The organism is Paenibacillus oceani (genome assembly GCF_014705615.1).
Taxonomy (GTDB): Bacteria; Bacillota; Bacilli; order Paenibacillales; family NBRC-103111; genus Paenibacillus_AB; species Paenibacillus_AB oceani.
The window spans coordinates 131,090-155,235 of record NZ_JACXJA010000027.1 but is presented as its reverse complement, the minus strand read 5'-3'; the positions used below and the strand labels follow the sequence as shown (position 1 = coordinate 155,235).

The 24,146-nt window shown below is 56.6% G+C and carries 21 protein-coding genes and 1 pseudogene; 10 read left to right on the top strand and 12 right to left on the bottom strand.

What is annotated here, in order from left to right; genetic code table 11:
* Window positions 1–166: 166 nt before the first annotated feature.
* The 7 genes from IDH45_RS34710 to IDH45_RS19790 all read right to left on the bottom strand — a co-directional run bounded on the left by IDH45_RS34710 (window position 167) and on the right by IDH45_RS19790 (window position 8,101).
* A complete protein-coding gene (locus tag IDH45_RS34710; protein ID WP_317891241.1) occupies window positions 167–496 on the bottom strand; it encodes a DivIVA domain-containing protein in 330 nt (109 codons plus the stop codon).
* Window positions 497–511: 15 nt separating this feature from the next.
* A complete protein-coding gene (locus IDH45_RS19815) occupies window positions 512–2,011 on the bottom strand; it encodes an IMP dehydrogenase (protein WP_190929858.1) in 1,500 nt (499 codons plus the stop codon).
* A 179-nt stretch (window positions 2,012–2,190) separates the two neighbouring features.
* The gene (locus IDH45_RS19810; RefSeq protein ID WP_190929857.1) at window positions 2,191–4,038 is read right to left on the bottom strand and encodes a right-handed parallel beta-helix repeat-containing protein; all 1,848 of its coding nucleotides are present in this window, start codon (window positions 4,036–4,038) and stop codon (window positions 2,191–2,193) included.
* A gap of 20 nt (window positions 4,039–4,058) precedes the next feature.
* Complete coding sequence (locus IDH45_RS19805; protein ID WP_190929856.1) at window positions 4,059–5,384, bottom strand: ABC transporter substrate-binding protein; 1,326 nt, start codon at window positions 5,382–5,384, stop codon at window positions 4,059–4,061.
* A 141-nt stretch (window positions 5,385–5,525) separates the two neighbouring features.
* Window positions 5,526–6,353 (bottom strand): 2'-5' RNA ligase family protein, encoded by an 828-nt coding sequence (locus IDH45_RS19800; RefSeq protein ID WP_190929855.1) that lies wholly within the window; start codon window positions 6,351–6,353, stop codon window positions 5,526–5,528.
* Window positions 6,354–6,589: 236 nt separating this feature from the next.
* The gene (locus IDH45_RS19795) at window positions 6,590–7,579 is read right to left on the bottom strand and encodes a LacI family DNA-binding transcriptional regulator (protein WP_190929854.1); all 990 of its coding nucleotides are present in this window, start codon (window positions 7,577–7,579) and stop codon (window positions 6,590–6,592) included.
* Between the two features lie 357 nt (window positions 7,580–7,936).
* A complete protein-coding gene (locus tag IDH45_RS19790) occupies window positions 7,937–8,101 on the bottom strand; it encodes a DUF1328 domain-containing protein (protein WP_190929866.1) in 165 nt (54 codons plus the stop codon).
* Between the two features lie 325 nt (window positions 8,102–8,426).
* Here IDH45_RS19790 and IDH45_RS19785 point away from each other — a divergent pair.
* The 5 genes and pseudogenes from IDH45_RS19785 to IDH45_RS19765 all read left to right on the top strand — a co-directional run bounded on the left by IDH45_RS19785 (window position 8,427) and on the right by IDH45_RS19765 (window position 14,697).
* Window positions 8,427–9,513: pseudogene (locus IDH45_RS19785) on the top strand (IS630 family transposase).
* A gap of 140 nt (window positions 9,514–9,653) precedes the next feature.
* Window positions 9,654–10,007 (top strand): general stress protein, encoded by a 354-nt coding sequence (locus IDH45_RS19780; protein ID WP_190929853.1) that lies wholly within the window; start codon window positions 9,654–9,656, stop codon window positions 10,005–10,007.
* Between the two features lie 201 nt (window positions 10,008–10,208).
* Window positions 10,209–11,366: a PP2C family protein-serine/threonine phosphatase gene (locus IDH45_RS19775; protein WP_190929852.1), complete on the top strand. Its 1,158-nt coding sequence runs from the start codon at window positions 10,209–10,211 to the stop codon at window positions 11,364–11,366.
* Entirely contained in the window at window positions 11,366–14,089 is a 2,724-nt protein-coding gene (locus IDH45_RS19770) for an ATP-binding protein (protein WP_190929851.1), read from the top strand. Before IDH45_RS19775 ends, IDH45_RS19770 begins: the two co-directional genes overlap by 1 nt.
* Before the next feature lie 89 nt (window positions 14,090–14,178).
* Window positions 14,179–14,697 (top strand): hypothetical protein, encoded by a 519-nt coding sequence (locus IDH45_RS19765; RefSeq protein WP_190929850.1) that lies wholly within the window; start codon window positions 14,179–14,181, stop codon window positions 14,695–14,697.
* A gap of 925 nt (window positions 14,698–15,622) precedes the next feature.
* Here the strand turns inward: IDH45_RS19765 and IDH45_RS19760 are convergent.
* The gene (locus IDH45_RS19760) at window positions 15,623–15,787 is read right to left on the bottom strand and encodes a hypothetical protein (RefSeq protein WP_190929849.1); all 165 of its coding nucleotides are present in this window, start codon (window positions 15,785–15,787) and stop codon (window positions 15,623–15,625) included.
* A gap of 167 nt (window positions 15,788–15,954) precedes the next feature.
* Here IDH45_RS19760 and IDH45_RS19755 point away from each other — a divergent pair, with 167 nt between their 5' ends.
* The 4 genes from IDH45_RS19755 (at window position 15,955) to IDH45_RS19740 (ending at window position 18,641) form a co-directional block, all read left to right on the top strand.
* Window positions 15,955–16,308 (top strand): STAS domain-containing protein, encoded by a 354-nt coding sequence (locus tag IDH45_RS19755; RefSeq protein ID WP_190929848.1) that lies wholly within the window; start codon window positions 15,955–15,957, stop codon window positions 16,306–16,308.
* Between the two features lie 21 nt (window positions 16,309–16,329).
* Window positions 16,330–16,776 carry an anti-sigma B factor RsbW gene (rsbW, locus tag IDH45_RS19750; protein WP_190929847.1) on the top strand — a complete coding sequence of 149 codons (447 nt, stop codon included), beginning with the start codon at window positions 16,330–16,332 and terminating at the stop codon, window positions 16,774–16,776.
* Window positions 16,773–17,546: a sigma-70 family RNA polymerase sigma factor gene (locus IDH45_RS19745; RefSeq protein WP_190929846.1), complete on the top strand. Its 774-nt coding sequence runs from the start codon at window positions 16,773–16,775 to the stop codon at window positions 17,544–17,546. Before rsbW ends, IDH45_RS19745 begins: the two co-directional genes overlap by 4 nt.
* Before the next feature lie 126 nt (window positions 17,547–17,672).
* Window positions 17,673–18,641, top strand: coding sequence for a magnesium transporter CorA family protein (locus tag IDH45_RS19740; protein WP_190929845.1), 969 nt, complete (start codon window positions 17,673–17,675; stop codon window positions 18,639–18,641).
* Window positions 18,642–18,846: 205 nt separating this feature from the next.
* Here IDH45_RS19740 and IDH45_RS19735 read toward each other — a convergent pair whose 3' ends face one another.
* The gene (locus IDH45_RS19735) at window positions 18,847–21,957 is read right to left on the bottom strand and encodes a heparinase II/III domain-containing protein (RefSeq protein ID WP_190929844.1); all 3,111 of its coding nucleotides are present in this window, start codon (window positions 21,955–21,957) and stop codon (window positions 18,847–18,849) included.
* A 235-nt stretch (window positions 21,958–22,192) separates the two neighbouring features.
* Between IDH45_RS19735 and IDH45_RS19730 the strand changes: the two genes are divergently transcribed.
* Entirely contained in the window at window positions 22,193–22,522 is a 330-nt protein-coding gene (locus tag IDH45_RS19730; protein ID WP_190929843.1) for a hypothetical protein, read from the top strand.
* A gap of 505 nt (window positions 22,523–23,027) precedes the next feature.
* Here the strand turns inward: IDH45_RS19730 and IDH45_RS19725 are convergent.
* From IDH45_RS19725 to IDH45_RS19720, 3 genes are all read right to left on the bottom strand, one after another.
* On the bottom strand, window positions 23,028–23,225 hold the full coding sequence (locus IDH45_RS19725; protein WP_190929842.1) for a YgaP family membrane protein: 198 nt from the start codon (window positions 23,223–23,225) through the stop codon (window positions 23,028–23,030).
* A gap of 4 nt (window positions 23,226–23,229) precedes the next feature.
* Window positions 23,230–23,355, bottom strand: coding sequence for a hypothetical protein (locus IDH45_RS34705; protein ID WP_263364839.1), 126 nt, complete (start codon window positions 23,353–23,355; stop codon window positions 23,230–23,232).
* Window positions 23,356–23,621: 266 nt separating this feature from the next.
* Window positions 23,622–24,134, bottom strand: coding sequence for a hypothetical protein (locus tag IDH45_RS19720; protein ID WP_190929841.1), 513 nt, complete (start codon window positions 24,132–24,134; stop codon window positions 23,622–23,624).
* Window positions 24,135–24,146 lie beyond the last annotated feature (12 nt).

Sequence of the window (24,146 nt, the reverse complement as noted above, 5' to 3'; positions counted from 1 at the left end):
TTTTTTGGCCGGAGCATTATTTGGTGCTTCTTTGGGTTACGCCTAAACCGGAAATTTACCAGGGATTACCTCCAAGTGCATAGGTCATGTAAGAAAGTTGTGCAGGCAGCACAAAAAGAGAGCCGCCCTCAGGCAGACTCTCTTCCGGTATAACGCTATATCTGCTTCACCACTTCTTGCCGTCCCGTCTTTCCCCGAACACCTGAAGCTCCAGATCACCCAGCCGGCGCTGCATCTGGCTAAGCGGGTCCTCCGGTTCGATCCGGCTTTCCACGTGCCGCTCCTGAACCTGGGCCTCCAGAGTCTCGATCTTGCCTTCGAGCTCCTTCAGGATCACCACAAAGCGTTCGTAATCTTTGATGATGATATCCAGATATTCGTTCACTTGATCCTCGTTATAACCCCGCAGTTGCTTATCGAACTCGTGATTGTATATATCCAGCGGGCTTAAAGACAGCTTGTATTTGCTCAAATGCGATGCATTCCGCTCGGACATCTGCTCAGCGCCTCCTTATTCTTCGGACAGGCTGCTTTCCTTCAGGATGACGTCATGAGCGCCGCCCTCAACGATGCTGGTTGCGGATACGAGTGTAATTCTCGCCTTCTGCTGCAGCTCTTCAATGGAGAGTGAACCGCAGTTGCACATCGTCGATTTGATTTTGCCGATCGTCTTATCGAGGTTTTCCTGCAGACTGCCCGCGTACGGCACGTACGAGTCGACACCCTCCTCGAACAACAGGCCCTGCTTGCCGCCCGTGTCGTACCGCTGCCAGTTGCGCGCACGGTTCGAGCCTTCGCCCCAGAACTCCTTAACGAAGTTATTGCCGACACGCAGCTTGCGGGTCGGGCTCTCGTCGAAGCGGGCAAAGTAACGGCCCATCATAACGAAATCCGCGCCCATAGCCAGCGCCAGTGTAATATGATAATCGTGCACAATGCCGCCGTCCGAACAGATCGGAACATAGATGCCCGTTTCCCGGTAGTATTCGTCCCGGGCTTGCGCAACTTCAATGAGAGCGGATGCCTGGCCGCGGCCGATCCCTTTCGCCTCACGAGTTATGCAGATCGAACCGCCGCCGATTCCGACCTTGACGAAGTCCGCTCCCGCTTCGACCAGATACAGGAAGCCTTCGCGGTCCACGACGTTACCCGCTCCGATCTTGGCGTTAAAGTTCGCTTTCACGTACTGGATCGTCTCGCGCTGCCATTCGGAATAACCGTCCGACGAGTCAATGACGAGCACGTCGACTCCAGCTTCCACCAGAGCAGGGACTCTTTCCTCGTAATCCTTCGTATTAATGCCGGCTCCAACGATGTAGCTTTTGTTCGAATCGAGCAGCTCCAGCGGATTTTCCTTATGCGCGTCGTAGTCTTTGCGGAAAACGAGGTATTCGAGGTTTTGATGGCCGTCCACGATCGGCAGACAGTTCAGCTTATGCTCCCAGATCAGATCGTTCGCTTCCGACAGCGTAATCCCGGACTTTCCATAAATAAGCGAAGAGAACGGCGTCATAAAATCGGCTACCCGCTTATCCTGCGCATCCCGGCTGACCCGGTAATCCCGGCTCGTTACGATCCCGAGCAGCTTGCCGGTCGGCGAACCGTTGTCCGTAATGGCGACGGTCGAGTGCCCGGTCTTCTCTTTTAACTGCAGCACGTCTTTTAAAGTATGGTCAGGAGTTAAATTGGAGCGGCTCACGACAAATCCGGCCTTATAGCCTTTTACCTTACGAACCATCTCCGCCTGGTCTTGCACCGATTGAGAACCGAAAATAAACGAAATTCCGCCGCACCGCGCCAAAGCGACCGCCATACCATGGTCGGATACCGCCTGCATAACCGCAGATGAGAACGGAATGTTCAAAGAAACGTCGGGCTTCTCGCCCTTCTTAAACTTTACGATCGGCGTCTTCAAGCTGACATTGGCCGGCGTACAGTCCTTTGTCGTCAAGTTCGGCAGCAACAAATATTCGCTAAACGTCCTCGATGGTTCTGTGTAATAATAAGCCACTTTCCTCTGCCCTCCATTATTTGTTCTCGATAAATTTTTGCAATCATACCATACGATTATGAAAGAAGCAACGGATATTTTTGCACGAGCACGTTCTTGTAGGAAGAATGCCGTCCATCCAAGTGAAAAACCCTCCACGCCTGATTCTGCATGGAGGGAATACTGGACCGGCTGCCCGGTTACAAAACACCGATTACGTACCTTAATGGATCGCTCGCGCTTACGACGGTAAGCTGAGTATTCGTATCAATGGATGCGACCAGCTTGCCGCCGGAGGTGGCGACATTCAGGAAGTCCGTCCCGGGCCGGAAGCCGGACGTATACCAGCCTCTTGCGATTTCGTGGCGCAAACCGCCGCCGGATACGGAGCCTGTCGCGATGATCAGCGTTCTGTATTTGGTTATATCGTCATTCAACACAACCGTTCCGCTGGAAACATTCAGACTCCCGGTCAGCATACGCTCGCCGCTCTCCATAGCGATGACGGCGTCAACCGAGTCGCTGCGAATCGTTCCGGACACCCCAGGGGCGGCCGTATTGGCCGAGATCTTCACACCCGTACTGCCGGCGGGGATGTAGATCGCGTATTTGTAATTATTCGTATAGCCCGCGTTACTGAGCGAATTGCCGGCTATTTCTACATTCGAGCAGTTGTCGGCACGAATGCCGTAATATTGCCCATGTTGCGCCTGACCGACTCCCCGAAAGACGTTATTACGCAGCACAAGATCGTCCGTATTCGTTATATAGGCCCCTTCGCGATTAGAGGTCGACCCGATATTACCGTCCACCACAATCCCCGCTCCCCCGATCATTCGAAAAGGCGAAAACGCGATGTTGTTCAGTACATTGCCGCATACCGTGATGTCGGCGGAAGGCTCGTCGAAGACGCTGCTCGTCTTGCGGGAAATCGCAATGCCGTGCAAGCCGGCATGGCTTACGGTATTGTTGGCAATAATCGTATTCCGGCACGAGTAGATCGCAATACCCGCACTTCCTGTATTCTCGATCGTATTGCCCGCAACCACGGCGTTCCGGTAGCTTTCCGGCTTGATCGCAATATCGGCGATCTGGTTGAAGCAGTTGTTCACGATACGGATATTGCTGTGAAACACTTGCTTGCCCGCACTGTCGTATTTCGAGCCGTGAGTACCGACGCCTCTATGTCCGTTCACGAACGTACAGCCCTCAATCAGCACGTCGCAGCAAGGCGTATCGTCGAACGCGCCGAATGTGGGGAACGCTTCGGCTGAGGCGAAATCGATCTGCACCATCTCGTATTGGCCGGTCGAAGCGACCACCTGATCCTGGAACAGACAGTGAAGCAGCTTGACATTGCGGCTCGAATTGAATTCGATGATATGCCCGTTATGGCCATTAATAAACCGGACTCTCTCGATATGAACGCCGTCAGCGTGGGCGATGCCGAACGCCTGGAAGTTTCGTGACGGGTTGGTCGGAGGATGCGTATGCCCGCACAGATCGATCGTCCCGCCGATGACCGTGATGTTGCCATCGCCGCCGTAGCCGCTTGCATATTCAGCATCGCCGATATCCCCGTTCACGAACAGCTTCAGATTGGAGTCGGGATTTCCGAGCTTTTTCAGTACGGCCCCATCCTCCATTTTGATCGTCGTATGGCTGTACAACCGAAGCACCCGGGTGATGACATATTGTCCGGGAGGCACGTAAACGACTCCGCCGCCCCTCATCTTAATATGCAGCAAAGCTTGTTCGAACGCCCCCGTATCGTCCGTCACTCCGTCTCCAACCGCTCCCAGCCGCTTCAAATCGTACCAGCCCTCCGTCCCGTGCCGGTCTGGATGAGAGTGGCCAGGGTAGACGCTTTCCGTAACCGATAGGTTCCCGCGTCCCGATTGCTCCCAATCGGCAGACTTGCCGTGAGCGATTGCCGCTCCGACGGAGCCAACCGCCATAACGGCGCCGGCTGCGCCGAGCGACTGCAGCAGCTTTCTCCGGTTGAATCTGGCCTCCGACGAAGGATTGTCGTATGAATTGTTCGACATCCCGCCCACCTCCCGGTGTTTTATTGTCCCTTCGCTTTGATGCTGTTGTTGATCGCCTCTTCCGCATCTCTCAGCGCCGAATTCACGTCCTTGCCCTTCTGGAACATATTGCGGAGCTCCGCCTGGATCAACGTCATCGAGCTTGTGTCATGCAGGGACGGCGTATACGGAGCGGCGGTTGTCGTCTTAAACACAGCTGCAATATTTTTGCCTTTCAGGAACGGCAAATCTTGCCCGAACGCCGTCTTGTATTTCTCGTCTTTCATGGTGCTGTTCCTGCCTTGCTTCGCCATATCGAGCTGGACTTCGTCGGAGATGACGGTCGTCATCACTTTGAACACCTCGTCCGGATATTTGCTTATACTCGTCGGCACCATAATGTGCAGATCCGCTCCCATTCCTTTGCCCGGCGCTTCGGGGAATACCGGGTAGGCTGCAAAATCCCAATTGAGATCGGTCAGTTCTCCCAGCCGGGCGGTCGTGATGATGTTGACATCGGCCAGCATGGCGAGCGTCCGGTCTTTGGTGAAGGCGTTGATGCCGGCCGTTTTCCATGCATGCTTGCCGTTTCCGGGTATGGAGTAGATTTCCGCCGCCTGAAGCAGCACCTTTTTCCATAGCTCATTATTAATAACGGCACGGTTCGTCTTCGGGTCAACGAACGGCAAGGACAGCTGCATCGCCATCCGTTCCGGAACGTTAGGCTCGAGTCCGCGGTATTGGGTCGTCCCGTCCATGCGGGTGAGCCGCTTCGCCAGCTCCGTCGCTTCCTGCCACGTCATTCCGTCTTTTGGATACGGCACGGCGAATTTGTCGAAAATGTCTTTATTGTAATACAAGGCGCTGAAGCTTCTGGTATACGGAATCGCTACGAGATCGTCTCTCTGCGCGGCGGCTTGAATCGCTTCCAGCGTCTGCGGCTCGAACCGGGCCAGATCGACCGAATGCTTCTTCAGCCCTTCCGTAAGCGAAGTTAGCAGCTTGGCCTCGCTGATCGCGGGAATTCCGTTGACGTTATTCGTTACGATCATATCGGGCACGCCGTTCGATGCCAGCATCTCCGGAATGAGCTTGTCGTCGTAATCGACCCGTTCGACCGTAATCCACGGGTAAGCCTTGCCGACCGAATCGGCAAAAAACCGTTTAAATTCTTCATCCGTCAAATAACCGCTCTTCTTCACCCCGATCTTGATCGTTACCGGGTCCGGGGCTTTCTCTTCCAGCTTGGCGGCCGGTACCGGTTCTGCGGACTGCGAGCATGCGGCGAGCACAGCGAACGCCACAGCGGGAACGATGCAGCGCAATGCCGCACTTATCCGAATCGTTACCTTTCTAGAATGGATCATTTGCGAGGACTCCCTTCCAATCGGAAATTTCCGTAATCGATTACATTTCAGACAAACCCGTTCGTTCCTGTTTGTACGCTCCTCCATTCGGCAATAGCGATCGATCTCTTCGCACTACGCCGTTCGGCCATCCTCACCCCCTCAGCTTAATTCATTACTGCCGGATCGGGAAGCAAAAGTTTGCAACCGTTTTTCGTAACACGCCCGCCTGAAAAACGTCTCCATATCGCTCATCCCGTACATTCCGATGGTGGCGAAACGAAGCCTCCTCCCGCTGATCGCCGGCGCAAGCTGTGTATGTAATCGCTGTACAGCCTCCTCCGCCTTCTCACCCAACTGTTTATTGGCCAAATATCCGATCGAGACGTGCGGCCGGTACTGCGGCACCGCTGTCGGAAAGCCGAAACGCTGTTCGAACACGCCATTCAATCGTTCTCTCGCCTTCTCAATGCCCTTAAGTACAACTTCCGCATGGCTGTCCGTTGGCTTTAGTCTGGCTACAATGGAGGAGTTGTTCCATTTCTCCAGGCAGTCGTATTCGAATTCGATCGGTTCGATGCGGATGCCGATCGGTTCGCCGTCAGGAACGGTAAGAAGCGGATTTCGGGAATCGAACGAGGCCGGCAAGCTTCTCAGCCACTGCTCCGCTTCTAACCGGGCCCGATCGGGCAGCCTGCGGACATTGAAATCGTTCAGGCCGTCCCACACCGTTACGTGATAGGAATGAAGCGGCAGCGCACAGAACAAGTAAGAGCAGGCGAGCTCGCCCGCTTCTCTGCTCACGTCCCACAACGTCTGATAAAAAGCAAGCTCGGGACTGCCGCCGCGGCAGTCGATCTTCTCCAGTTCCGGATAACCGTTTACCTTGGAGTAATTGTCTCCCGGATTGTCGAACAAGAGGGAGAAGCCTTTGAAAGGCGCCCACACAGGTACAAAGCCGCTCACTTTGGGATTGGCAATCATCGTCATTGGGTAACCCCTTCCGGTTGCAAATGAATCGTGCAGCAGATAGATGCAAGCATGCATGCTTGTTTGTCTTTTTGTAATCGATTACATATCTTTAAAAGAAAAGCGTCCCACTTTGCCGCCCTCGTCCGGGGCCGGGTACATCTCCGGCCGAATGCATCCGTCCCCGATTTGGCCGCCTGCCCGTCCGTCCGGTTCGCCGAACGCTTTCAACGACCGGGCCTGCGGCTCTGCGAGGCTTATGTTTCTCGCACTTCCAAATGGTGCGGCAGCAGGATAAGCCCCTCTTCTTCGTCGCCCGATTCGCCCTGCAGCTTCTCGATAAGTTTGCAGACCGACGTGTAACCCAGATCATACAGGGGTTGGACGATCGAAGTAAGGGTTGGATTCGTAATCTCCGCAACGAACGTGCCGTCGAAGCTGACTAGGCCAACCTCGTCAGATAAGCCGATCGACTTTTCCTTAATCCCTTTCAGCACATAGGACGCCTGGAGGTCCGAATGAGTCAGGATGCCGTCGATCTGCATTCCTTGGCCGAGTATGCCGTTTACGATTTCTTTGACATGTTCGAATTTGTTTTTCGCTCCGGCGATTAATTCGGGACGAAACGGGATGCCCGCTTCGTTCAGCGCCTCCTTGTACCCTTCGATCCGGGCGGCAACGGAGCTCGACGCACTGCTTCCGGCAATATAAGCGATATGGGTATGACCGCGGCGGATCAGCTCCCTCGCTGCCTCATAACCGGCTTTTTTGTTATCGATCGCTACGCAGGCCGCATTAATTCCCGGATAATATTCGGTGCACAGAACGACGCTGTATTCATCCACAAGCGTCTCGAGCAGTTCCTTGCTCACGCTGGACGAAACGAAGACGATTCCTTCCGCCAGATTCGTCTTGAGCATATTGATGTAAGTGTCCAGTATCCAGCGCTTCGATTCGATCGTTCCGATAATGATGTTGTAGCCTTTGTCGTAGGCGGCGGCCTGCGCTCCCCTGGCGATCTCCGAGAAGTACGGATTGGACATGGAGGGCAGCACCATCACGACTGTGCGGCTGGCCTGCTTTCGCAAATTTTTGGCAAGCAAGTTCGGCTTGTAGTTCATTTCTTTGATAACCTGCAGCACTTTATTTTTCGTGGCGGGCTTAACGACCGGATCGTTGTTCAGCACTCTGGATACCGTCGCGACTGAAACGTGGGCTTGCTTGGCAACCTCTTTAATGGAGCTCATGAGCGGACCGTTTTCCTTTAGCTGGAGTCGGCTGACTTCCGATTTGTAATCGATTACAAAATAATTGATATAACGTTATATTAGCAAAAACTTTCGTAATTATCTATACCTTTATATTCATCTGCCCGAAAATTTTGCGGGGCAACGGGAACAGCTGGAGATTGAAGCTTTTAGCAGCCGAGCAGCGGCCCATTTCCATCGTCCGGGTCGGATAAAACCGCACTCCCATAGTCCTGCGGGCTGCCGGCACCTTACGTCCGCACAACCAAGGAGACCCGCCAGGCGGCTGTCGCCGGGCGGGCCTTGATGCCGCGCTCCCGCTTCAGGGGAGGCGCCGTCTGTACCGATGCTGTGCAATTATGCCGAACCTCGGCGTCCGGTAAACAGCGAGATCAGGAACAAGATCAGGAATATGAAGAACAGCACCTTCGCGATCGAAGCGGCTGCGGATACGATGCCGCCGAATCCGAATATGGCGGCTACAATTGCGATAACGAGGAATAAAGCGGCCCAGCTTAACATATGCATCACCTGTCCTTTTGGGATTATGGATGTCCGACGTATTGCCGGTACATTTCATTACCCGCTGCCCTCCGAATGAAACATGACGCGTTTTCTCGCCCGAACCTCCCCTTTTATTCGCTGTCGCTTGCCGTTGATTGCGTCTTTTTCGTTACTTCACATCAGACCGCGCTTCACCCAGTGATAAGTCATTCCTGCTAGAAACCTTATGTTTCAACCTGTCCTCCCCCGGTTAATAAAAGCCTAGTACTCCGTAACGAAAGAAATTAATGGTAATGATGCAACCAGCCGATATATCCAATAAAAAGGATATGAGGGACTGGCAATGGAAAAAAGATGGGTAGTCGAATTGAGCCAAGAAGAACGCGAACAATTAGAACAACTGATCAATAAAGGAAAAATGGCCGGTTACAAGATCAAACATGCGCACATGTTGCTGAAAGCCGACGAAGGCGAGCACGGACCGTCGTGGCCGGATACCCGGATTGCAGAAGCTTATAATGTCAGTGAAAGCACCGTTCGGAATTTGCGAAAACGTTTGGTCGAAAAAGGCTTTGAGACCGCGCTGGAGCGAGAAAAGCGAACTAACTACAGCACCAAGCTGGATGGCGAAGCCGAAGCGAAACTGATCGCGATCGCATGCAGTCAACCACCGGAAGGCTACGGCAGATGGTCGGTTCGGTTGCTCGCTGATCGCTTGGTCGAACTGGAAATCGTCGATGCTGTTTCGCACATGACCGTGCAACGGGTGATGAAAAAAACAAACTCAAACCATGGCTGAAGAAACAATGGTGTATTCCGGAAGCTTCCGGCGAGTTTGTCGCACGCATGGAAGACGTGTTGGATGTCTACCAGCGTCCTCATGATCCCAAGCGCCCGCTCATCTGTCTGGATGAAACGAATCGGCAACTGACCCTGGAAACGCGGCCGTCCATTGCCGCCAAACCGAATCAGCCGGAACGGATCGACTATGAGTACAAACGCAATGGCGTCGTCAATTTGTTCATGATGTTTGCACCGCTGGAATCCAAACGTCGCGTGCACGTCTCGGATCAGCGAGCGCGGGTTGATTTCGCGGCCTGCATCAAGGAACTGGTGGACGTTCATTATCCAGAAGCTGACCGGATTGTTCTCGTCATGGACAATTTGAACCCGCTGAAGCCAAGCGATTGGCCGATAAATTGGAAATTCATTATACACCGAAGCACGGCAGTTGGCTCAATATGGCCGAAATCGAAATTGGCGTCCTCAGTCGCCAAGCCCTGTCCGGTTATGTCTCTACAAAAGAAGAAATGATCGTACGTGTTGCGGCCTGGCAAGCCGATCGGAATGCCGAACGCTCCACCGTCAATTGGCAATTTACGACACAAGACGCTCGGGTTAAGCTCAAAAGATTATACCCTGTAATCTAAACGTTACGGAGTACTAGTACGATGCCGGACCGGAAGCGATGCTTCACCCATGTTGAAATGTTTATCCCCGCATCCAACACCGGCTTCGTGCACAAGATCGGCATTCGCCCCACCGGGGCAACCAACAGGAGGCGTTCACTATGAACGAAAAAGTTTTCTTGAAAGTAGTCGATAACGGGGCTAGGGCGATGGAGGAAATCAACACGCTTCACCGTCAAGGCTATTTGCCTGAAGATATTTTCGTCCTGGCGCACGATAAGGATCGCACCGAGTACTTGGCGGGAGCGGCGGATGTCAATACGATCACTTTGGAAGAAGAAGGCGTTATCAAAAGTATCGCCAATATGTTCCGCTCCAGGGGAGACGAGCTGCGCTCCAAGCTGGAGGCGATGGGCTGTACCCCTCGCGAAGCGGAAATGCATGAAGCGGAGCTGGATCGCGGCAAGGTGATCATTATGGCGAGAGCCCGGTCCGCGACCCAGAGGATATTGTAGGATGCGACAATGAGCCAGCCGGCCCCCGTCCGGGGAAGTTCCGGAACAGGCAAGGAATGAGAGCCAGCCCGCTCTCATTCCTTCTTGTCGTTTCAGCCCGGGTGGACAGCCTTTTGGCCGATAAGATAGTATGAACGTACAGCTAACGTGAGAACATCGCCGGATATTCGAACGATTCCATCGATAAGGGAGCAGCAAACGATGCGCATTATGATTGTAGATGATAACCCGATGAACGTGATGGTCGTAAGGGAGATGCTGAAAAAAGCCGGCTACGCCAAAATCGAGACCGCTTCTTCCGCCGGAGAAATGTTCCAGCTTCTTGGCCTGGTCGATCCTGCGCCGCTGCCGCCGCCCAAGATCGACCTGATCTTGCTGGATATGATGATGCCGGGCATTGACGGCATCGAGGCGTGCCGGAGAGTGCAGCAGTCCGAGCAATGGCGCGATATCCCGGTCATTATGGTGACGGCCGTCGGCGATTCGAACAAGCTGGCGGAGGCGCTGGATGCGGGAGCAAGCGACTTCGTCACCAAGCCGATCAACCGGATCGAGCTGCTCGCCCGAATCCGCGCGGCGCTTCGCCTGAAGACGGAGATGGACTGGCACAAGGAGCGGGACCGGCGGCTCCGCGAGGAGCTGGAGCTGGCCCGCCAGGTGCAGGCCGCCGCGCTTCCTTCCCCGGTGGACGAGCCCCGCTTGTCGATCCGCGGGCTGTACCGCCCCGCCGACGACCTCGCAGGCGATCTGTACGCCTGGTATCGGATCGACCGCGACCGTTACGGCATCGCCGTCATCGATGCGATGGGGCACGGGATCTCGTCGTCGCTCGTCTGCATGTTCGTCGCTTCCGCTCTAAGGGATGCGATCCTGACCCGAGTCGATCCGGAGTTCGTCATTCGCGAGTTGAACCGGAGGACGATGCAGCTTCAATTTTCGAATCCGCTCATCCAATATTACTTCACTTGCCTGTATGTGGTTGTAGATACGGCCCGCGGCACCGCCGAATACGTCAACGCCGGCCATCCTCCGGGGCTGCTGTCCCGGGGCGACGGCTCCGCGCCGGAGCGGCTGGAGCGAGGCTGTACCGCAATCGGACTGTTCGAGCAGATCGAAGTCGAGAAACGGGTGCTCGACCTGAACGTAGGCGACCGTTTGTTCCTCTACACGGACGGGGTGCTGGAATCGATCGAATCCGGCGAGGAACAGCGCGTCGACCGGCTGCTGGACGCTTTGCTGGAAAGCGGAGCGGACTGCGCCTTGCTGGAAAACCGTTTTTTCCTCGAGCCCGAGCCTGACGCGCGCCAAGACGACCGATGTCTGGTTGTCGTCGAAGTCCGCAAAGGAGACAGCTCCTGATGAAAATAAAAACGAAGCTCGTCATGGGCTACGGCCTGCTCGTCGCTCTGCTGATCGTCATTACGACGATCGGCTACGAACGGATGGCCAATATGAACGATGCCCTGGAGAAGTTTTACACGATGCGTTATGCCAAAGTAAAGCTGACCTCCACCATTCACGGGGACGTCAACACCGCCGCCCGGGAAATCAACAACGTCCTGCTCGATGCGGACGGCCCCAGAAGCCGGTTCGACGTTATCGATCAGTCGGTCGACAACGTCATCCGGCAGCTCGCCGAGCTGCAAAGCCGGGTGCAGGAGCCGGCCGAGCAACAACTCGTCGATACGGCCGTCCGGGAAGCCGAACGGTTCCGGACCTTCAAGGACAACGTCCTCTCGATGCTGATGGAAGGCCGGATGAGCGCCGCGCTCGAATACCGCAGGACGGTGGGCAACGACACGCAGAAGGAATTTCTCGGCAGTCTGGAAAGCTTGTCCGGCTATCACCAGCGGGCGCTCGACGCCGAGCTGGCGGCCTCGCAGGCCACTTACCGCCAATCCGTCAGCGCGACAGCCGTCCTGACCGTGACCGGCATCCTGATCGCGCTGTGCATTATGCTCTGGGTCATTCCGAGCATCACGAAGGGACTCAGCCTGCTGACCGGTATGGCCCGAAAATTCGGTCAGCACCGGCTGCGGTCGCTGCAGCGTATCGAGGTGCAATCGAAGGACGAGCTCGGCCAGCTGGCCCGGGTATTTCAAAGGATCGCAATGGACCTGCACGCCAAAAACGAGCTGGAAGCGAAATACAACATGGCCAAGGAAGAGCAGGCCTGGGTTAATACGCATATGGCGCGGATTACGGAGCTGCTGGAGCACGCCACTGATATCGGCCAGGTGGCGCAAACGTTCATCACCGAGTTCGCGCCCGTGCTCGGAGCGCAGTACGGCGCCATCTACATGTACGACGAGCTGCGGCGCACGGACAGCCTGACCCTGCATGGCGTATACGCCGCAAGCGGCGGCGACGTGGTGGTAGATCCATCGTTCCGGACCGGCCAGGGACTGATCGGCCAATGTGCCCAAGACGGCAAGCCGATGACGGTGGACGGCATTCCGGACCATTATGTCCGCATCCGGTCGGGCCTGGGGGAGACCGTACCGGCGCAGTTGCTTATTTATCCAGTCCGCTTCCGCGGCGACGTGATCGGCGTGATCGAGCTCGCCTCCCTCCTCCCGTTCACCTTCATCCGCCGCGAGCTATTGAAGCAGCTTGCCGAGAAGCTCGGCACGATCCTGAACACGATTCACGACCGGCTGCATGTGGAAGAACTACTCCGGCAATCCCGGGCGCTCACCGAGGAACTGCAAAACCAGTCCAAGGAACTGATGCGCTCCAACGAGATGCTCGAGGAGCATACGAGACAGCTGGAGCGCTCCGAAGAGCTTCTCCAGAAGCAAAGCCTTCTGCTTATCGAGGCGAAAGAAACGGCGGAGCTTGCTTCCCGGGCCAAAAGCGACTTTTTGGCTGTCATGAGCCATGAAATCCGCACTCCGATGAACGGGGTTACCGGCATGACCGATCTGCTGCTCGAATCCGATCTGCAGCCGGAGCAGCAGGAATACGCCCTAATAATCCGCAAAAGTATGGATGCGCTGCTTAAGGTGATGAACGATATTCTCGACTTTACGAAGATGGAGTCCGGGAAGATGGAGCTGGAGGAACTGCCGTTTCAACTGGATGCGTGCATCGCCGAAGCGGCCGATCTGTTCCGCGCGGAGGCGGCGAAGCGTAACCTGGAACTGCTGGCCGATATTGACCCGGCCGTACCCGGCTGGATTGTCGGCGACCCGTCGAGGCTGCGGCAGGTGCTGGCGAATCTGATCGGCAATGCGGTTAAATTTACCGAGTCTGGCGGTATTTACGTGCTCGTTCGTCTGGCCGAGGAACCTGCCGACCAGGCCGATTCGGCCGAAGCGGCGGATGTGTCGGAGGCCGCCGCTACGGATGGGCCCGCCTCGGATACTATGGATGCTGCGGGTGCGGCCCCCTCCGACACCGTTTATCTCGAATTTGCCGTCAAGGATACCGGAATCGGCATCCCGCAGGATAAGGAAAGCAGGCTGTTCCAGCCGTTCTCCCAGCTCGACGCCTCGATGTCGCGCCGTTACGGCGGAACCGGTCTGGGGCTGGCGATCTGCAAGTCGCTCGTGCAGCTGATGGGCGGGGAAATCCGCTCGGTCACGGAGGAGCGGGACGGCGCGCTGTTCGTATTCACGATCCGCGCGTCGCGGCTCGATGCAGGCAGCGCCGGCGGCGATCTCTCCTTGCGGGAGATGGCTGCCTCCGCCGATAACGCAGCCGAAGAGTTTGCCGCCCGGACGTCCGGAGTCCCTTTAACGGCGGTTATCGCCGATACGCGGCCTTACCGGGCGCTGTTAAACGCCGGTCTGCTTCGCCGGCTCGGGTACGGCTCCACCATCCTGAACGCCTCCGATCCCGCAGAGCTGCGCGAAGCCGTCTCGGCGCAAGACCCCGCCAGCCTGCTCGTGTTCGGAGCGAAGCTGCCCGGCGCGATCCCGCTCGCCAAGGAGCTTGCCGCCGCAGGGCGGCGAGTCGTCCTCGTAGCGAACCGCGACGGCGAAGCCGCTCTGCTCCCGGCGGAAGAGGCGGCCGGCGGCCTTGTCGCCCTGACGAAGCCTCTTACGCTGACCCGCTGGAAGGAGGCGCTGCTGCGTTAGCGGTGCCGTTTATCGTTTCAACCGTCCCGCCCGGGGGTAATAATAGACAGGGCCGAGAGGCCAATCCAAGCGGCGGGAGGTAGATTGCGATGGAAAGAACGATCGGTATATTTCAGGAAGAGACGGGTGTGGTACGCGCGGTCGAAGCCCTGGAAGCGCAAGGCTTCGGTTCGGAGTCGGTCCGGATCATTGCCGGCAACGGCGATCACGCGCAGCGGGTGATCGCCGAAACCGATATGCCGGTAGACCGGCTCCGCGGAGAAGAGGCTTACGCAGGCGGCAGGCCGGAGCCGCTTGAGGATCGGGTGCCGTTCGGGCCGATCGGTATGCTGGGAGCGGCCGCCTATCTCACCCATCCCTCCGGCTATTCCGCGCCCGGTTCTGCAGACGGATACGTCGGACCGGTAATCGGGGCAGCCGCTCTCTACGACGGGGACAGCAATGCAAGACATAAGATTGATGCGCTCGGACTCAAGGAGTCGGATACCGACTACTGTCTGGACCGAATTGAGCAAGGCGGACTGCTGGTCGTCGTCGACTCGGACCGGACCGGCCGGCCTTATGCGGAGTCGGCTCTGCGGGAAGGTGGAGCTTCGGCGATTCTGTAGCCGGCCGGCATGTCAGATCGGCCACGGGCCGCTCCCGGACTACCGTTCCGGGTTGCGGCTCTTTGTGCTGCCTCGGGGCGCGCTTGGGGGTCGGTAGAGGCTCGGGAGTGGCCCCCTCCTGCCTCCCTTTCCGCCGTATAGATTGAGCAGAACCAATTCCTGCTGAGTTGAGGGGTTGAGAGTTGAGCCGTTGAGCTGTTGGGCTGTTGGGAGTTGAGGAACTGAGCATGCAAGGGGTCGAGCAACTGAAGATCGATGAAGCTGAGCAGTTGAGGAGCTAAGCAACTGGGCAGCAGAATAAGAGTCGGTTGCACATCTTATTTTAGAGTAAATTCAAGTATTTTAAAGAATAAGAGATGATAGAGACTCTTAATAGGGAGGGATGAGCGATAAACGGGAAATACGTCCAAAAATAAAAGCTGCAAATAGCTTCTATTCCCCCAAAAAAGCCAGATAACTGAAAAATAAGAGGTGCAAAAGACTGCTATTTCATTCGCGCATCTATGAATGCCTTCGGAAACCTTGGACACCCTCGATCCGAACACCCCCTTCCTTCGGGATTCACACTGCTCCCAGCACAGACTTTGGCGCACACGGCCCCATTTTCCCACACCGCGAGCGACCCCTGGCGCACGGTGCCCATTCACACGAGGCTGCTCGACATCACTCGCAATCCGGACCCGGCACCCGGCCCAACTTCTAACCGCGCTTCCCCGGTATCTCCCCATTCCCGCAGACGCCTTCTATCCTCCATTCCAAGGGCGGCAATTCCTTTATCTATTGAGAAAACGGAACATCCTACCGGCTATCGCCGGAAAAAGGCCGCTCCCGCTTACGGCCCGCACTCCCGATCCCCCATACGGGTTACCCGAGAGAAGCTGCGCGCAAGACGGGAACGGCCACGCTCGCCTTCTATTCCTTAGAATTAGAACATCGGAAAGACGTATTTGACGAGGAAATACAGCGCGCCGAAGAAGATGACGATATAGGCCGCGTATTTGATAAAGGTGGACGCCACCAGGCTCGAATCCATCTTTTTCTCCACATTGGTTTTCTCGATTTCGACGTTCCGGTTTTGTTCGATAGCCATACGATCGCTCCCTTTCCGTCTTGTATAGTAGCGAAGCAACGCTTACTTGTCGTTACCCGCCCCAAGTCTTTCCTAAACGATTTGCTTTTCGATGCCGCCGGCATGTTTCAACCCGATTTTTTGTGGTTAAATAACAATAGACGTTCGGATAAGGGAGATGAACCGAGTTGAACAAGCATACCTCTGATAAATTAAAACTGCGCACCGAGACCCAGGAAGGTCGGTGCACCGTGTATATAAGCGGCGAGCTCGATCTTGAAGTCGCTTCACAGATGCGGGCGGTCATGGAGCCGCTTGTCGAGCTCTGTGACCGGATCCTGACGCTGAACCTGAAGGAGCTCCGCTACATCGACAGCACCGGGATCGGCATTCTGATATCGGTGCTGAAGGCGCGTCACGCCAGGAACGGGTCTTTCACGGTAGAAGCAATTCCGCCCAATATCAAGAAACTGTTCGACATGACCGGCATTACGCCGTTTCTCACCCAAGTCGGCCCGTCGTCGGCCGCTCAAGCTCACTAAGAAAGGATCGATACAATCCAGATGAAATCCGTTGAACCGACTGTCACGCTTCGCGTTCCGGCCACGGCGGAATACGTCGACCTGGTCCGGTTAACTTTATATGGAATTGCCTCCAAGATGGGATTTTTGTACGAGGAAATTGAGGATATGAAGGTGGCGGTTTCCGAAGCTTGCAACAATGCCGTATTGTATGCTTACGAAGGAACGGGCATGATGGAGATCCGTTTCCTGATTGACGGGGATGCTCTCTCCATTACCGTGAAGGATGAAGGAAAAAGCTTTAGCGTGACAGCCGCGGATGCTCAGTCGTCTCCATCGCTGCACGGCAAGACGATCGATGAAATCGAAGCCGGGGGGCTAGGTTTATACTTGATGCAGGCGCTGATGGATGAGGTCGAGGTAAACGGCGGTGCCGGAACCGAGGTCGTCATGACGAAGCGTCTGGGCAGGAGTGAGGAGATGGCATGAGCTCTAACCCGGCATGGCCTTGCCCGAATTCGTCTGCTGCACTGATCGTCGAGTATCAGCGCAACCCGAGTGACGATTTGGCTACAACGCTCATCCGGCAATACGAACCTATGGTCAAAATGGCAGCGGGCAAAATGTCCCGAAATCGTCCCGATCTGTACGAGGATTTAATTCAGGTCGGGCAAATGTCGCTTCTCCGCTTGTTCGACCAGTTCGACGCCGGAAAGGGCAGCCCGTTCGAACCTTACGCTATGAAAAGCATCATCGGGCATATGAAAAATTTTCTTCGCGATACGTCCTGGTACATTCAAGTGCCGCGCCGCATTAAGGAAAAGGGCGCCCTGCTCCAGCAAGCGGTCGACGAATTGACGATCCGGCTGGAGCGTTCTCCGAAGATCGAGGAAATCGCCGACCATCTCGGACTGTCGTACGAGGAGACGATGGAGGTGTTCGCCGGACGCGAGCTGTACCACTACGTTTCCCTCGACACCCCCGTATCGGAGGAGGAATCCACCTCTACGCTGGGCGATCTGATCGGCGCGCCGGTTAACGATTTCGAGTCGGTGGATAACCGGATGGATCTGGAAGCGGCGCTGGCTCATCTGAAGCTCGAGGAACGAAAGGTGCTGTCCCTCGTCTTCGAAGCCGGGCTGTCCCAGCGGGCGATAGCCGAACAGCTTCACGTCTCGCAAATGAGCGTATCCCGCATTCTGAAAAGGGCTACGGAGAAGCTGAAAGCGCTGCTGGAGGACGAGAACCCGGAGCCGTAGCTTCGCCCTACGCGCGCTGCGACAGGCAAAGCAGAACCAAGACGGCGCGTACAGCCCGGAGCCGACCGGAGAACGGACGTGCCTCTTCGGAAGGGCCGGGACCGCAATTCCGAGAGGAGAGCGGATATGAGCGAGCCTACTTCAAGCCAATACTCAAGCCCGGATTCGTTTGCCGATTGGCAGTGGGTTCGGCGGCAGCTTCCCCCGCACAAGGACGATCTCTTCGTCACTGACGCGGACACGGCTGCCTGGATCGAACGCTTAAGCCAGGAAGACGACAATTTGACGATCGTGACGGCGACATCGGGCGGGCTGCCCGTCCTGTACGGAACGTTGCGGCACAAGTTCGTTTTCGGTTCGAAGCCTGCTCACCCGGAATGTCCTCCGCTGCACTTCCATGTGATGAAATCGCGGCTGATCACCGTTATTCCGGCAAGCAGCGGGCTGGACATCCGCTTGGAGGAATCACCTTGGGCCCAGCGCCTGGAACGCTGCAGAACGGCCCACGAGGCGTTTTGTGTCCTGTTGTGCTCGCTCGTCGAGCCGCTGCATGCGGCGCTGGACGGCTACGAGGCCCGGCTCGGGGAATTGGAACAGTCGATGCGGGAACGCAATCGCAAGCGGATTGTGGATCGGCTGTTGGAGCGGAGGCACGAGCTGATTCGATTCGGTCTGGCTCTGACTCCTCTGCGTGAAGCCGGGGACGCCGTACGCGAATCGTTTCTGGACGAGCCGGACGAGCTGCCGGAAGGCCTCCGGTTGAGCCTGAGGCTCGAACGGATCGAGCGGCTGCTTCGCAAGCACGAGAACCATATCGATACGCTGCTGCAGATGGAGGAGGTCGTCTCTTCGGTGCGCGGCAACGAAATTATGAAAACGCTGACGATCTTCACCGTGCTGTTCACGCCGGCGACCGTCATCGGCGCCCTATGGGGGATGAATTTCGATCTGCTGCCGTTTGCGGATTGGTCTTCCGGGTTTGGAGCCGCCTGCGCGGCCGTGCTGCTGCTGACCGCCGTCATCTACGCCTGGTTATGGCGCAAAGGCTGGACCGGCGATCTGCTGAGGGGGCGAAAAGCCGGCTCCAACGTCTAAAGGAGCTGTTCCAGTAGAGTTCGCCTACATCGCAGCGTCCCGATTCCGAAGCGAAAGGACCTCGGCTTCCACTGCAACGTGGAGGACGAGGTCCTTCTTCTCGGGTAAGCCGACGTGTGACCGGGCACCAAGCGCCGGGAAAATCGGTGCTCAGCGGGGCGCAAACATCGCAATAAACGTGGGGCAGCCCCTTCCACCTATCCCTTCAGTCTAGCGGATACTCCCTTTCGGCGGATAACGGAATATACAACGCCGCACCCTCCTTGATATCGTAAACAAATCCTTTGGCATAGTCCTCCGGATCGGCGTACGAGCGTATGAGCGTCATATCCCCGATATCCAGCACCGTCCCGCCTCCGAGACCGGCATAAGCGCTCCGAATCCGGTAGACCGCATTGCGGACGCCATCATTCGCAACGTATACGAACCGACCCGCGAGCGTCTGCAGTTCCGCCGCCTCCGCCGTTCCTTCGAGCTGTACGGTTATCGTGTTCCGATCGCGGAGCTCCTTTGTAAATCCGGTTACTTTGCCGGTACGTCTTCCCGCCGCCAGCACCAGCCGTTCCGCGGAATCCGCGCGTCCGATCTCCGTTCCGTCATGGACATAAGCGTACTCCGGGCTGCCCGCACGCTCGGAATACAATCCGAACGCCCCGCGGAATACGATCTCGCCGTCCAGCAGCAGCTCCTCATCCGGATGAAGCGAACTGACGATATAGTCGGTTCTACCGCACGCCAGCTCCACCCGGACCGCACGGGCGGCCAGATCGCCCGCGGCAGCTCCTTTCGCTTCCGCTTCGGCTCCGGCTCCGATTCCTGCAGCTTCCAAACCGGCCTTCTTCCGCTCCACAGTCGCCAGCCGGATCGCCCGTACAACACGTTCACCCTGATAAGGCTCTAGGACCGAGGTGAAAAAACTGGACAGATCGCCGCCTTGGCGGCGGGCCAGCACGTAGCGGAGGGAGGGCGGGTTGCCGGGTTTGTTGCGGGGCGGCACTCCGTCCGCCAAGGCAACCTCGTCGAACTCGCCCAGCATCGTCAGCCTGATGTGCACGGTTCCCCGTTCGCCCTCCGGCAAACTTCCCCAGGTGTCGACGACAGACCAATCAACGCTGAACTGCCGCTGCGGATTGCGGTCCCGCTCGACGTTATTCAGCCAGTGGAAGCCAGCTCCGTTGTAAGCCGCCCCCGGTACATCGTCCCCTTCCGGGCGGACGCCGAACGAGCTGTCCGCCCCCGCATACGTTCCTTCCTTCTGCGGGACCAGGCTCAGTCCCTCGACCGTAACCGGCCCTTCGGCGCCGTGGAAGCTGTAATGATGGTCCTGGCCGCCCTGTACGCGGAACAGGTCGATGGCGTAAAACGATTCCCGCCCCACGCGGACCATCGCCGTCACCCTTTTGTACATCGAGATGTGGCGGTACGCCTGCGGAGCTTCGACGTCCATCAGCTTGATGCGGCCGGCGTCGTCAAAATGTCGGGGCTCGCCGACCCATTGCGGGTCCTGCTTTTTCTTGTCCACCAGCACCGTATTGTGACTCGTCGTTCCGATCACCCACTGGGCCCGGTGCATATCGACCGCATCGGCGAACTCGGGATAGCCCAGATCCGGCGTTAGATCGATGCCGAACGCGTGAATCCCGATATTCAGCGTGTCGCGGTGCCCGTGCCCCGTGTTGCGGCCGTAATACATCCAGACGTCCCGCCTTGTATCCGCCGCGCTTCCGTCCGCTCCGCCTTCTTCGCCCTCCTCGCCGTCCCTCAGTACGGAGAAGCCGTACCCGGTAAACTGATCGCTGTCCAGACGCAGCCGGCCGCGGTTTGCAATTACGTCCTCGATGTCGCGCGCGATCCGCTCCGGATCATCCGAGAACATCCCTCCGGTAATCCCCGCAGTTCCGTTCCCGTTGATCAAGTAGGCGGCCTGCGCGAATACCGGATCTCCGTATACTTCAAACGCCTTTACAAACACGGAACCTTTAAACCCTATACCGGGATTTCCGGTCTTGCCGGTATCCCCGATCGTCGGCACGAACCGCCCGGAGCATATTAACGGGATAAAGGCATCAAACATTTTGCGGAATTTGGGATGCCGGTACAAATCCGCCGCCGGATCATCCGAATAGCCTTCCATAATATCCGCCACCTCGAGCAGCGAATTCAGCCACAAGGCGTTGTAGCCGGGCGAAGCTTCGTTGCCGTGACCGTCGCGGTCGACGTCGTTGACGAGCGCCGACAATATGTTGCCGCCCGTCACCTGCCAAGGCTGATTCAGTCTTTTCCCCGCACGGCCGTTGAAGGCGATCCATTCCCCGGTTTCCGGCTCCTGGTCGAGTACGACGGCCGCCAGCGCCAGCGCGCTTTGGTGGAAGCCGGTATTCCCGTAGTTTCTTGCCGCCTTCACGGCAGGGTATACCTGCCTCACGATCCCGTGCTCGATATGACTGCACAGCGTTTCCGCCGTATGACCGGTCCCGGACAAGGCCGGCGATTTCCCGTTCAGAAAGCGGATCGCCTCCGGTTCGCCCATCGCCGGGAAAAAAGCGTCGTAGCAGTAAAGCAGTTGCTTGACCAGCGAAGCCTCCCAAATCGAGCCGAGCGCCTGGCCGAGTCCGGTCCCTCCGTGCGAGTTCAAAAAAATCGTTTTGTCATACTCGGCTACGTCCAGACTTGGATAGACGTCGGCCACTCGATGCAGCAGCACAATGCCGGCTGCGGCATATTCCGGCCTGCCGGTGTATAGGTAAGCGTCGCGCAACGCGGCAAGCGCCTTTAAGATCACGCCCGTGCCCGGGTGCCACAAAAACCAGTGTACATAATAAGCGACGAACGTATACGTATTCCCTTTCTCATCCGTCCAGCCGTAGCCGTCGTCGACGCCCCAGTCCGGGCCTCTCTCGGGATACATCGTGTTGACGAGCAAGCTGCGGTCCGCCCTTTCCGGACGGAAGAGGCCCGATTCGTCGAGGCCGCTGGCATAATACGCCGCGAAATCGTTCGTGGGGAACGACAGTCCGCTGCTCGGGTCCGTTATTTTCCAGGGCGCTTTCAGCGGGTCGGCCTGGTACGGATAATTGCCGTACTTATCGATCTCCTTGCCCGTAACCGGACTTCCGAGACGCTGATTCACCCCGTAGCTGCGCGGCAGTGTCTGCCCCGGCACGAGATTCCACAGCGCTTCATGCCCGATCGCCAAATAGCTGTCGGCTTCGTTCACCGCGCGGTCCCTCAGCGCCTTCGCCCACTCGAACCGCTCTGCGTTGCGGCGGGCATTTTCCCTTTTGTGCAGTGTATAAACCGTGCTTCGACGTTTCATCCGGATTCCCCTCTCCATCCTCTCGGTTATCCTATCATACTGCCGGCCGCCTTGGAGGTCATGCCAATTTCGTAAGAAGGGACGGTCATTTATTGAGGTGTAGACGAACTTCTCCGTAACCGGTTTCAAATCGCGGCGTTCCGGTTAAGTAGAAGTACGGGATACCCTAGTACAAGCAAGCATCGTACCGTACGATCAGGCTTAACCCTTATTCTAAGGACAGGCGGTGAATGTCATGACAGTGAAACATCAGATTCGTTGTTTTGACAGTGACATATTGGTATTCGAGACGGATCGCTGCTTCAATGTGAATATTCAAACCCGTTCCAACCCGCTGGGCTTCGGGCGTACGCTTTGTGCCTATGATTCGCTGGAGCAAGCCGTCGAAAGCGCGGAGCACTTCTGTATGGTATATCAGATCGCCAAGGAACACGGCTATTACTTGAAGGAAGACGAACTGGTCCGGCATGAGCGCAGACCGATCGCCGTAGCGTGGATTATGGAGAGGCGTCTGACCTCCCGCGAATGGATGGACCTGCTGTCCCGCGCCGAGACAGTTTCATAACTAGATGAGCCGGCCTCCGGTCCGCTGATGGCGGCCAGGCCGGCTGTATTTTTAAAGCAGTAATTCTAAAACAGGTTTTTAAGCAGGTTTTTAAAGCAGTATTTATAAGAGCGATCTGCAGCTCTTAATCGGGAACTTGTTTGTTTTTTTGGGAAGTAAAGGTTGTTTGTATCTCTTATTTTCCATTTCTGGTTGAAGTTACTCATATTTCTTCCGATTAAGCGCTGCAAAAAGCTCTTATTTTCGAGAAAATGGGGGTTCATCCAAAAATAAGAGTTCCCCCCCCTTATCCCCCGTCGGCTCCCTGATCTTCGGCTCAACTTTCAACCTAAGATGGGATCTATCCTTTGTTTTGGTTCAATCTTGGTGCCGGTTCAATCTCGATTTAGTTCAACCTTGGTTTTGCTTCATCCCCGGATCTGGTTCATCCCGGCTTCGTCCACTCTTGATTGCGGTCCACCCTCGATTGCGCTCCGTCCAAAGTTTCCGTTCTTGCACGCTTTCTTCATGGCCGCTTGACCGGGCAGGTGTTGACTTTCAGAAGCCGGTACATCCAGCAAATCCCCGCCAGCCCGGACAGCAGCAGCGGAACCCCGAGCAGTCCCGCATATTTCCAGGGACCTTCCACAACCAACAGCATCGACAATAATCCGGCACCCGCCGCTACTCGCACAATTCGATCCGCACGTCCCACATTTTTCATCCTCCTACTCCAGCGATTCATGAGTGATGTACAAAGGGATCTCCGTTGACCCGCCCGGCTGCCGCAGCAGCCATTCCGCTACCCTATGGTCCATGGAGTGGAACGTCATCTCCTCGATCAGCCCGGTCATACGGGCCTGTCTCAGGCCACTATGAAATACAGCGGCAGCTACTCAGCTTCAGTGAATCCCGTTACTTTTACTCCCTATGCAAGCGTTGCCGCTTTCGGGAATTCCCTTTCCCGACACGCCGTTCCGTTAAGCCGATCCCTGTTATAAGTTCCAGCACCATCCTGCTAAAACCTTCAACATCGGAAAATCGCTCTTTGAAGCTTAGGGGACTACTCCTTGCAGTGTCGCTTTTAACGTTACGCCGCAAAAAAAGACGCCTTCCGGCGTCAATTTTGAATCGGATCGGGAATCATCCCTTCCTGCTCCAGCTCCGTATTCGTCTTCATCGCTTTCATCTCTTTGCCGAGTCGGATCAGATCCTGTTCATCCTGCGCCATCACGCCGTTTAACGTCATGTGCAGCGCCGGGTCCGCCTCTTGCTCCGCCTGACCGATTCCGGCCCCAGCGCTCGGGGTCTCCCGCTCCCGCACACGGTGCGCCGATTCCCCGATCAGCTCGCACAGCTTCCGGTGCGCTTCATCCCGTACGGTTACGGGGGCACCCTCGCCGCCGCTCCAGTCTCCGCTGAACTCCGCTTGCTGAACGAGCAGCGTAATCCGCTCGGAGCCGTCCGACAAAAACGGAATCCGGTACGTGATTGCGCCGTCACGCTCAGGAGAACGAAACGTCAGCTGGATCACTTTGCGGCCTTCCGTCTCGGAAGGCTGAAACCCTAGCCGAAATGCAGTTTTCCAAAATTCCACCAACGGCCTCGTTACATTTAATTCGCTTAACGTCATCCTGCCTCGCCT

Bases quoted from the DNA above. Each gene is read 5' to 3' on its own strand.
- IDH45_RS19795 (WP_190929854.1), bottom strand. From the start codon at position 7,579: ATGAGCTCCATTAAAGAGGTTGCCAAGCAAGCCCACGTTTCAGTCGCG.
- rsbW (WP_190929847.1), top strand. From the start codon at position 16,330: ATGAAATCCGTTGAACCGACTGTCACGCTTCGCGTTCCGGCCACGGCG.
- IDH45_RS19745 (WP_190929846.1), top strand. From the start codon at position 16,773: ATGAGCTCTAACCCGGCATGGCCTTGCCCGAATTCGTCTGCTGCACTG.
- IDH45_RS34710 (WP_317891241.1), bottom strand. From the start codon at position 496: ATGTCCGAGCGGAATGCATCGCATTTGAGCAAATACAAGCTGTCTTTA.
- IDH45_RS19735 (WP_190929844.1), bottom strand. From the start codon at position 21,957: ATGAAACGTCGAAGCACGGTTTATACACTGCACAAAAGGGAAAATGCC.
- IDH45_RS19805 (WP_190929856.1), bottom strand. From the start codon at position 5,384: ATGATCCATTCTAGAAAGGTAACGATTCGGATAAGTGCGGCATTGCGC.
- IDH45_RS19740 (WP_190929845.1), top strand. From the start codon at position 17,673: ATGAGCGAGCCTACTTCAAGCCAATACTCAAGCCCGGATTCGTTTGCC.
- IDH45_RS19800 (WP_190929855.1), bottom strand. From the start codon at position 6,353: ATGACGATGATTGCCAATCCCAAAGTGAGCGGCTTTGTACCTGTGTGG.
- IDH45_RS34705 (WP_263364839.1), bottom strand. From the start codon at position 23,355: ATGACCGGGCTGATCGAGGAGATGACGTTCCACTCCATGGACCATAGG.
- IDH45_RS19725 (WP_190929842.1), bottom strand. From the start codon at position 23,225: ATGAAAAATGTGGGACGTGCGGATCGAATTGTGCGAGTAGCGGCGGGT.
- IDH45_RS19765 (WP_190929850.1), top strand. From the start codon at position 14,179: ATGGAAAGAACGATCGGTATATTTCAGGAAGAGACGGGTGTGGTACGC.
- IDH45_RS19720 (WP_190929841.1), bottom strand. From the start codon at position 24,134: ATGACGTTAAGCGAATTAAATGTAACGAGGCCGTTGGTGGAATTTTGG.
- IDH45_RS19730 (WP_190929843.1), top strand. From the start codon at position 22,193: ATGACAGTGAAACATCAGATTCGTTGTTTTGACAGTGACATATTGGTA.
- IDH45_RS19780 (WP_190929853.1), top strand. From the start codon at position 9,654: ATGAACGAAAAAGTTTTCTTGAAAGTAGTCGATAACGGGGCTAGGGCG.
- IDH45_RS19775 (WP_190929852.1), top strand. From the start codon at position 10,209: ATGCGCATTATGATTGTAGATGATAACCCGATGAACGTGATGGTCGTA.
- IDH45_RS19790 (WP_190929866.1), bottom strand. From the start codon at position 8,101: ATGTTAAGCTGGGCCGCTTTATTCCTCGTTATCGCAATTGTAGCCGCC.
- IDH45_RS19770 (WP_190929851.1), top strand. From the start codon at position 11,366: ATGAAAATAAAAACGAAGCTCGTCATGGGCTACGGCCTGCTCGTCGCT.
- IDH45_RS19810 (WP_190929857.1), bottom strand. From the start codon at position 4,038: ATGTCGAACAATTCATACGACAATCCTTCGTCGGAGGCCAGATTCAAC.
- IDH45_RS19760 (WP_190929849.1), bottom strand. From the start codon at position 15,787: ATGGCTATCGAACAAAACCGGAACGTCGAAATCGAGAAAACCAATGTG.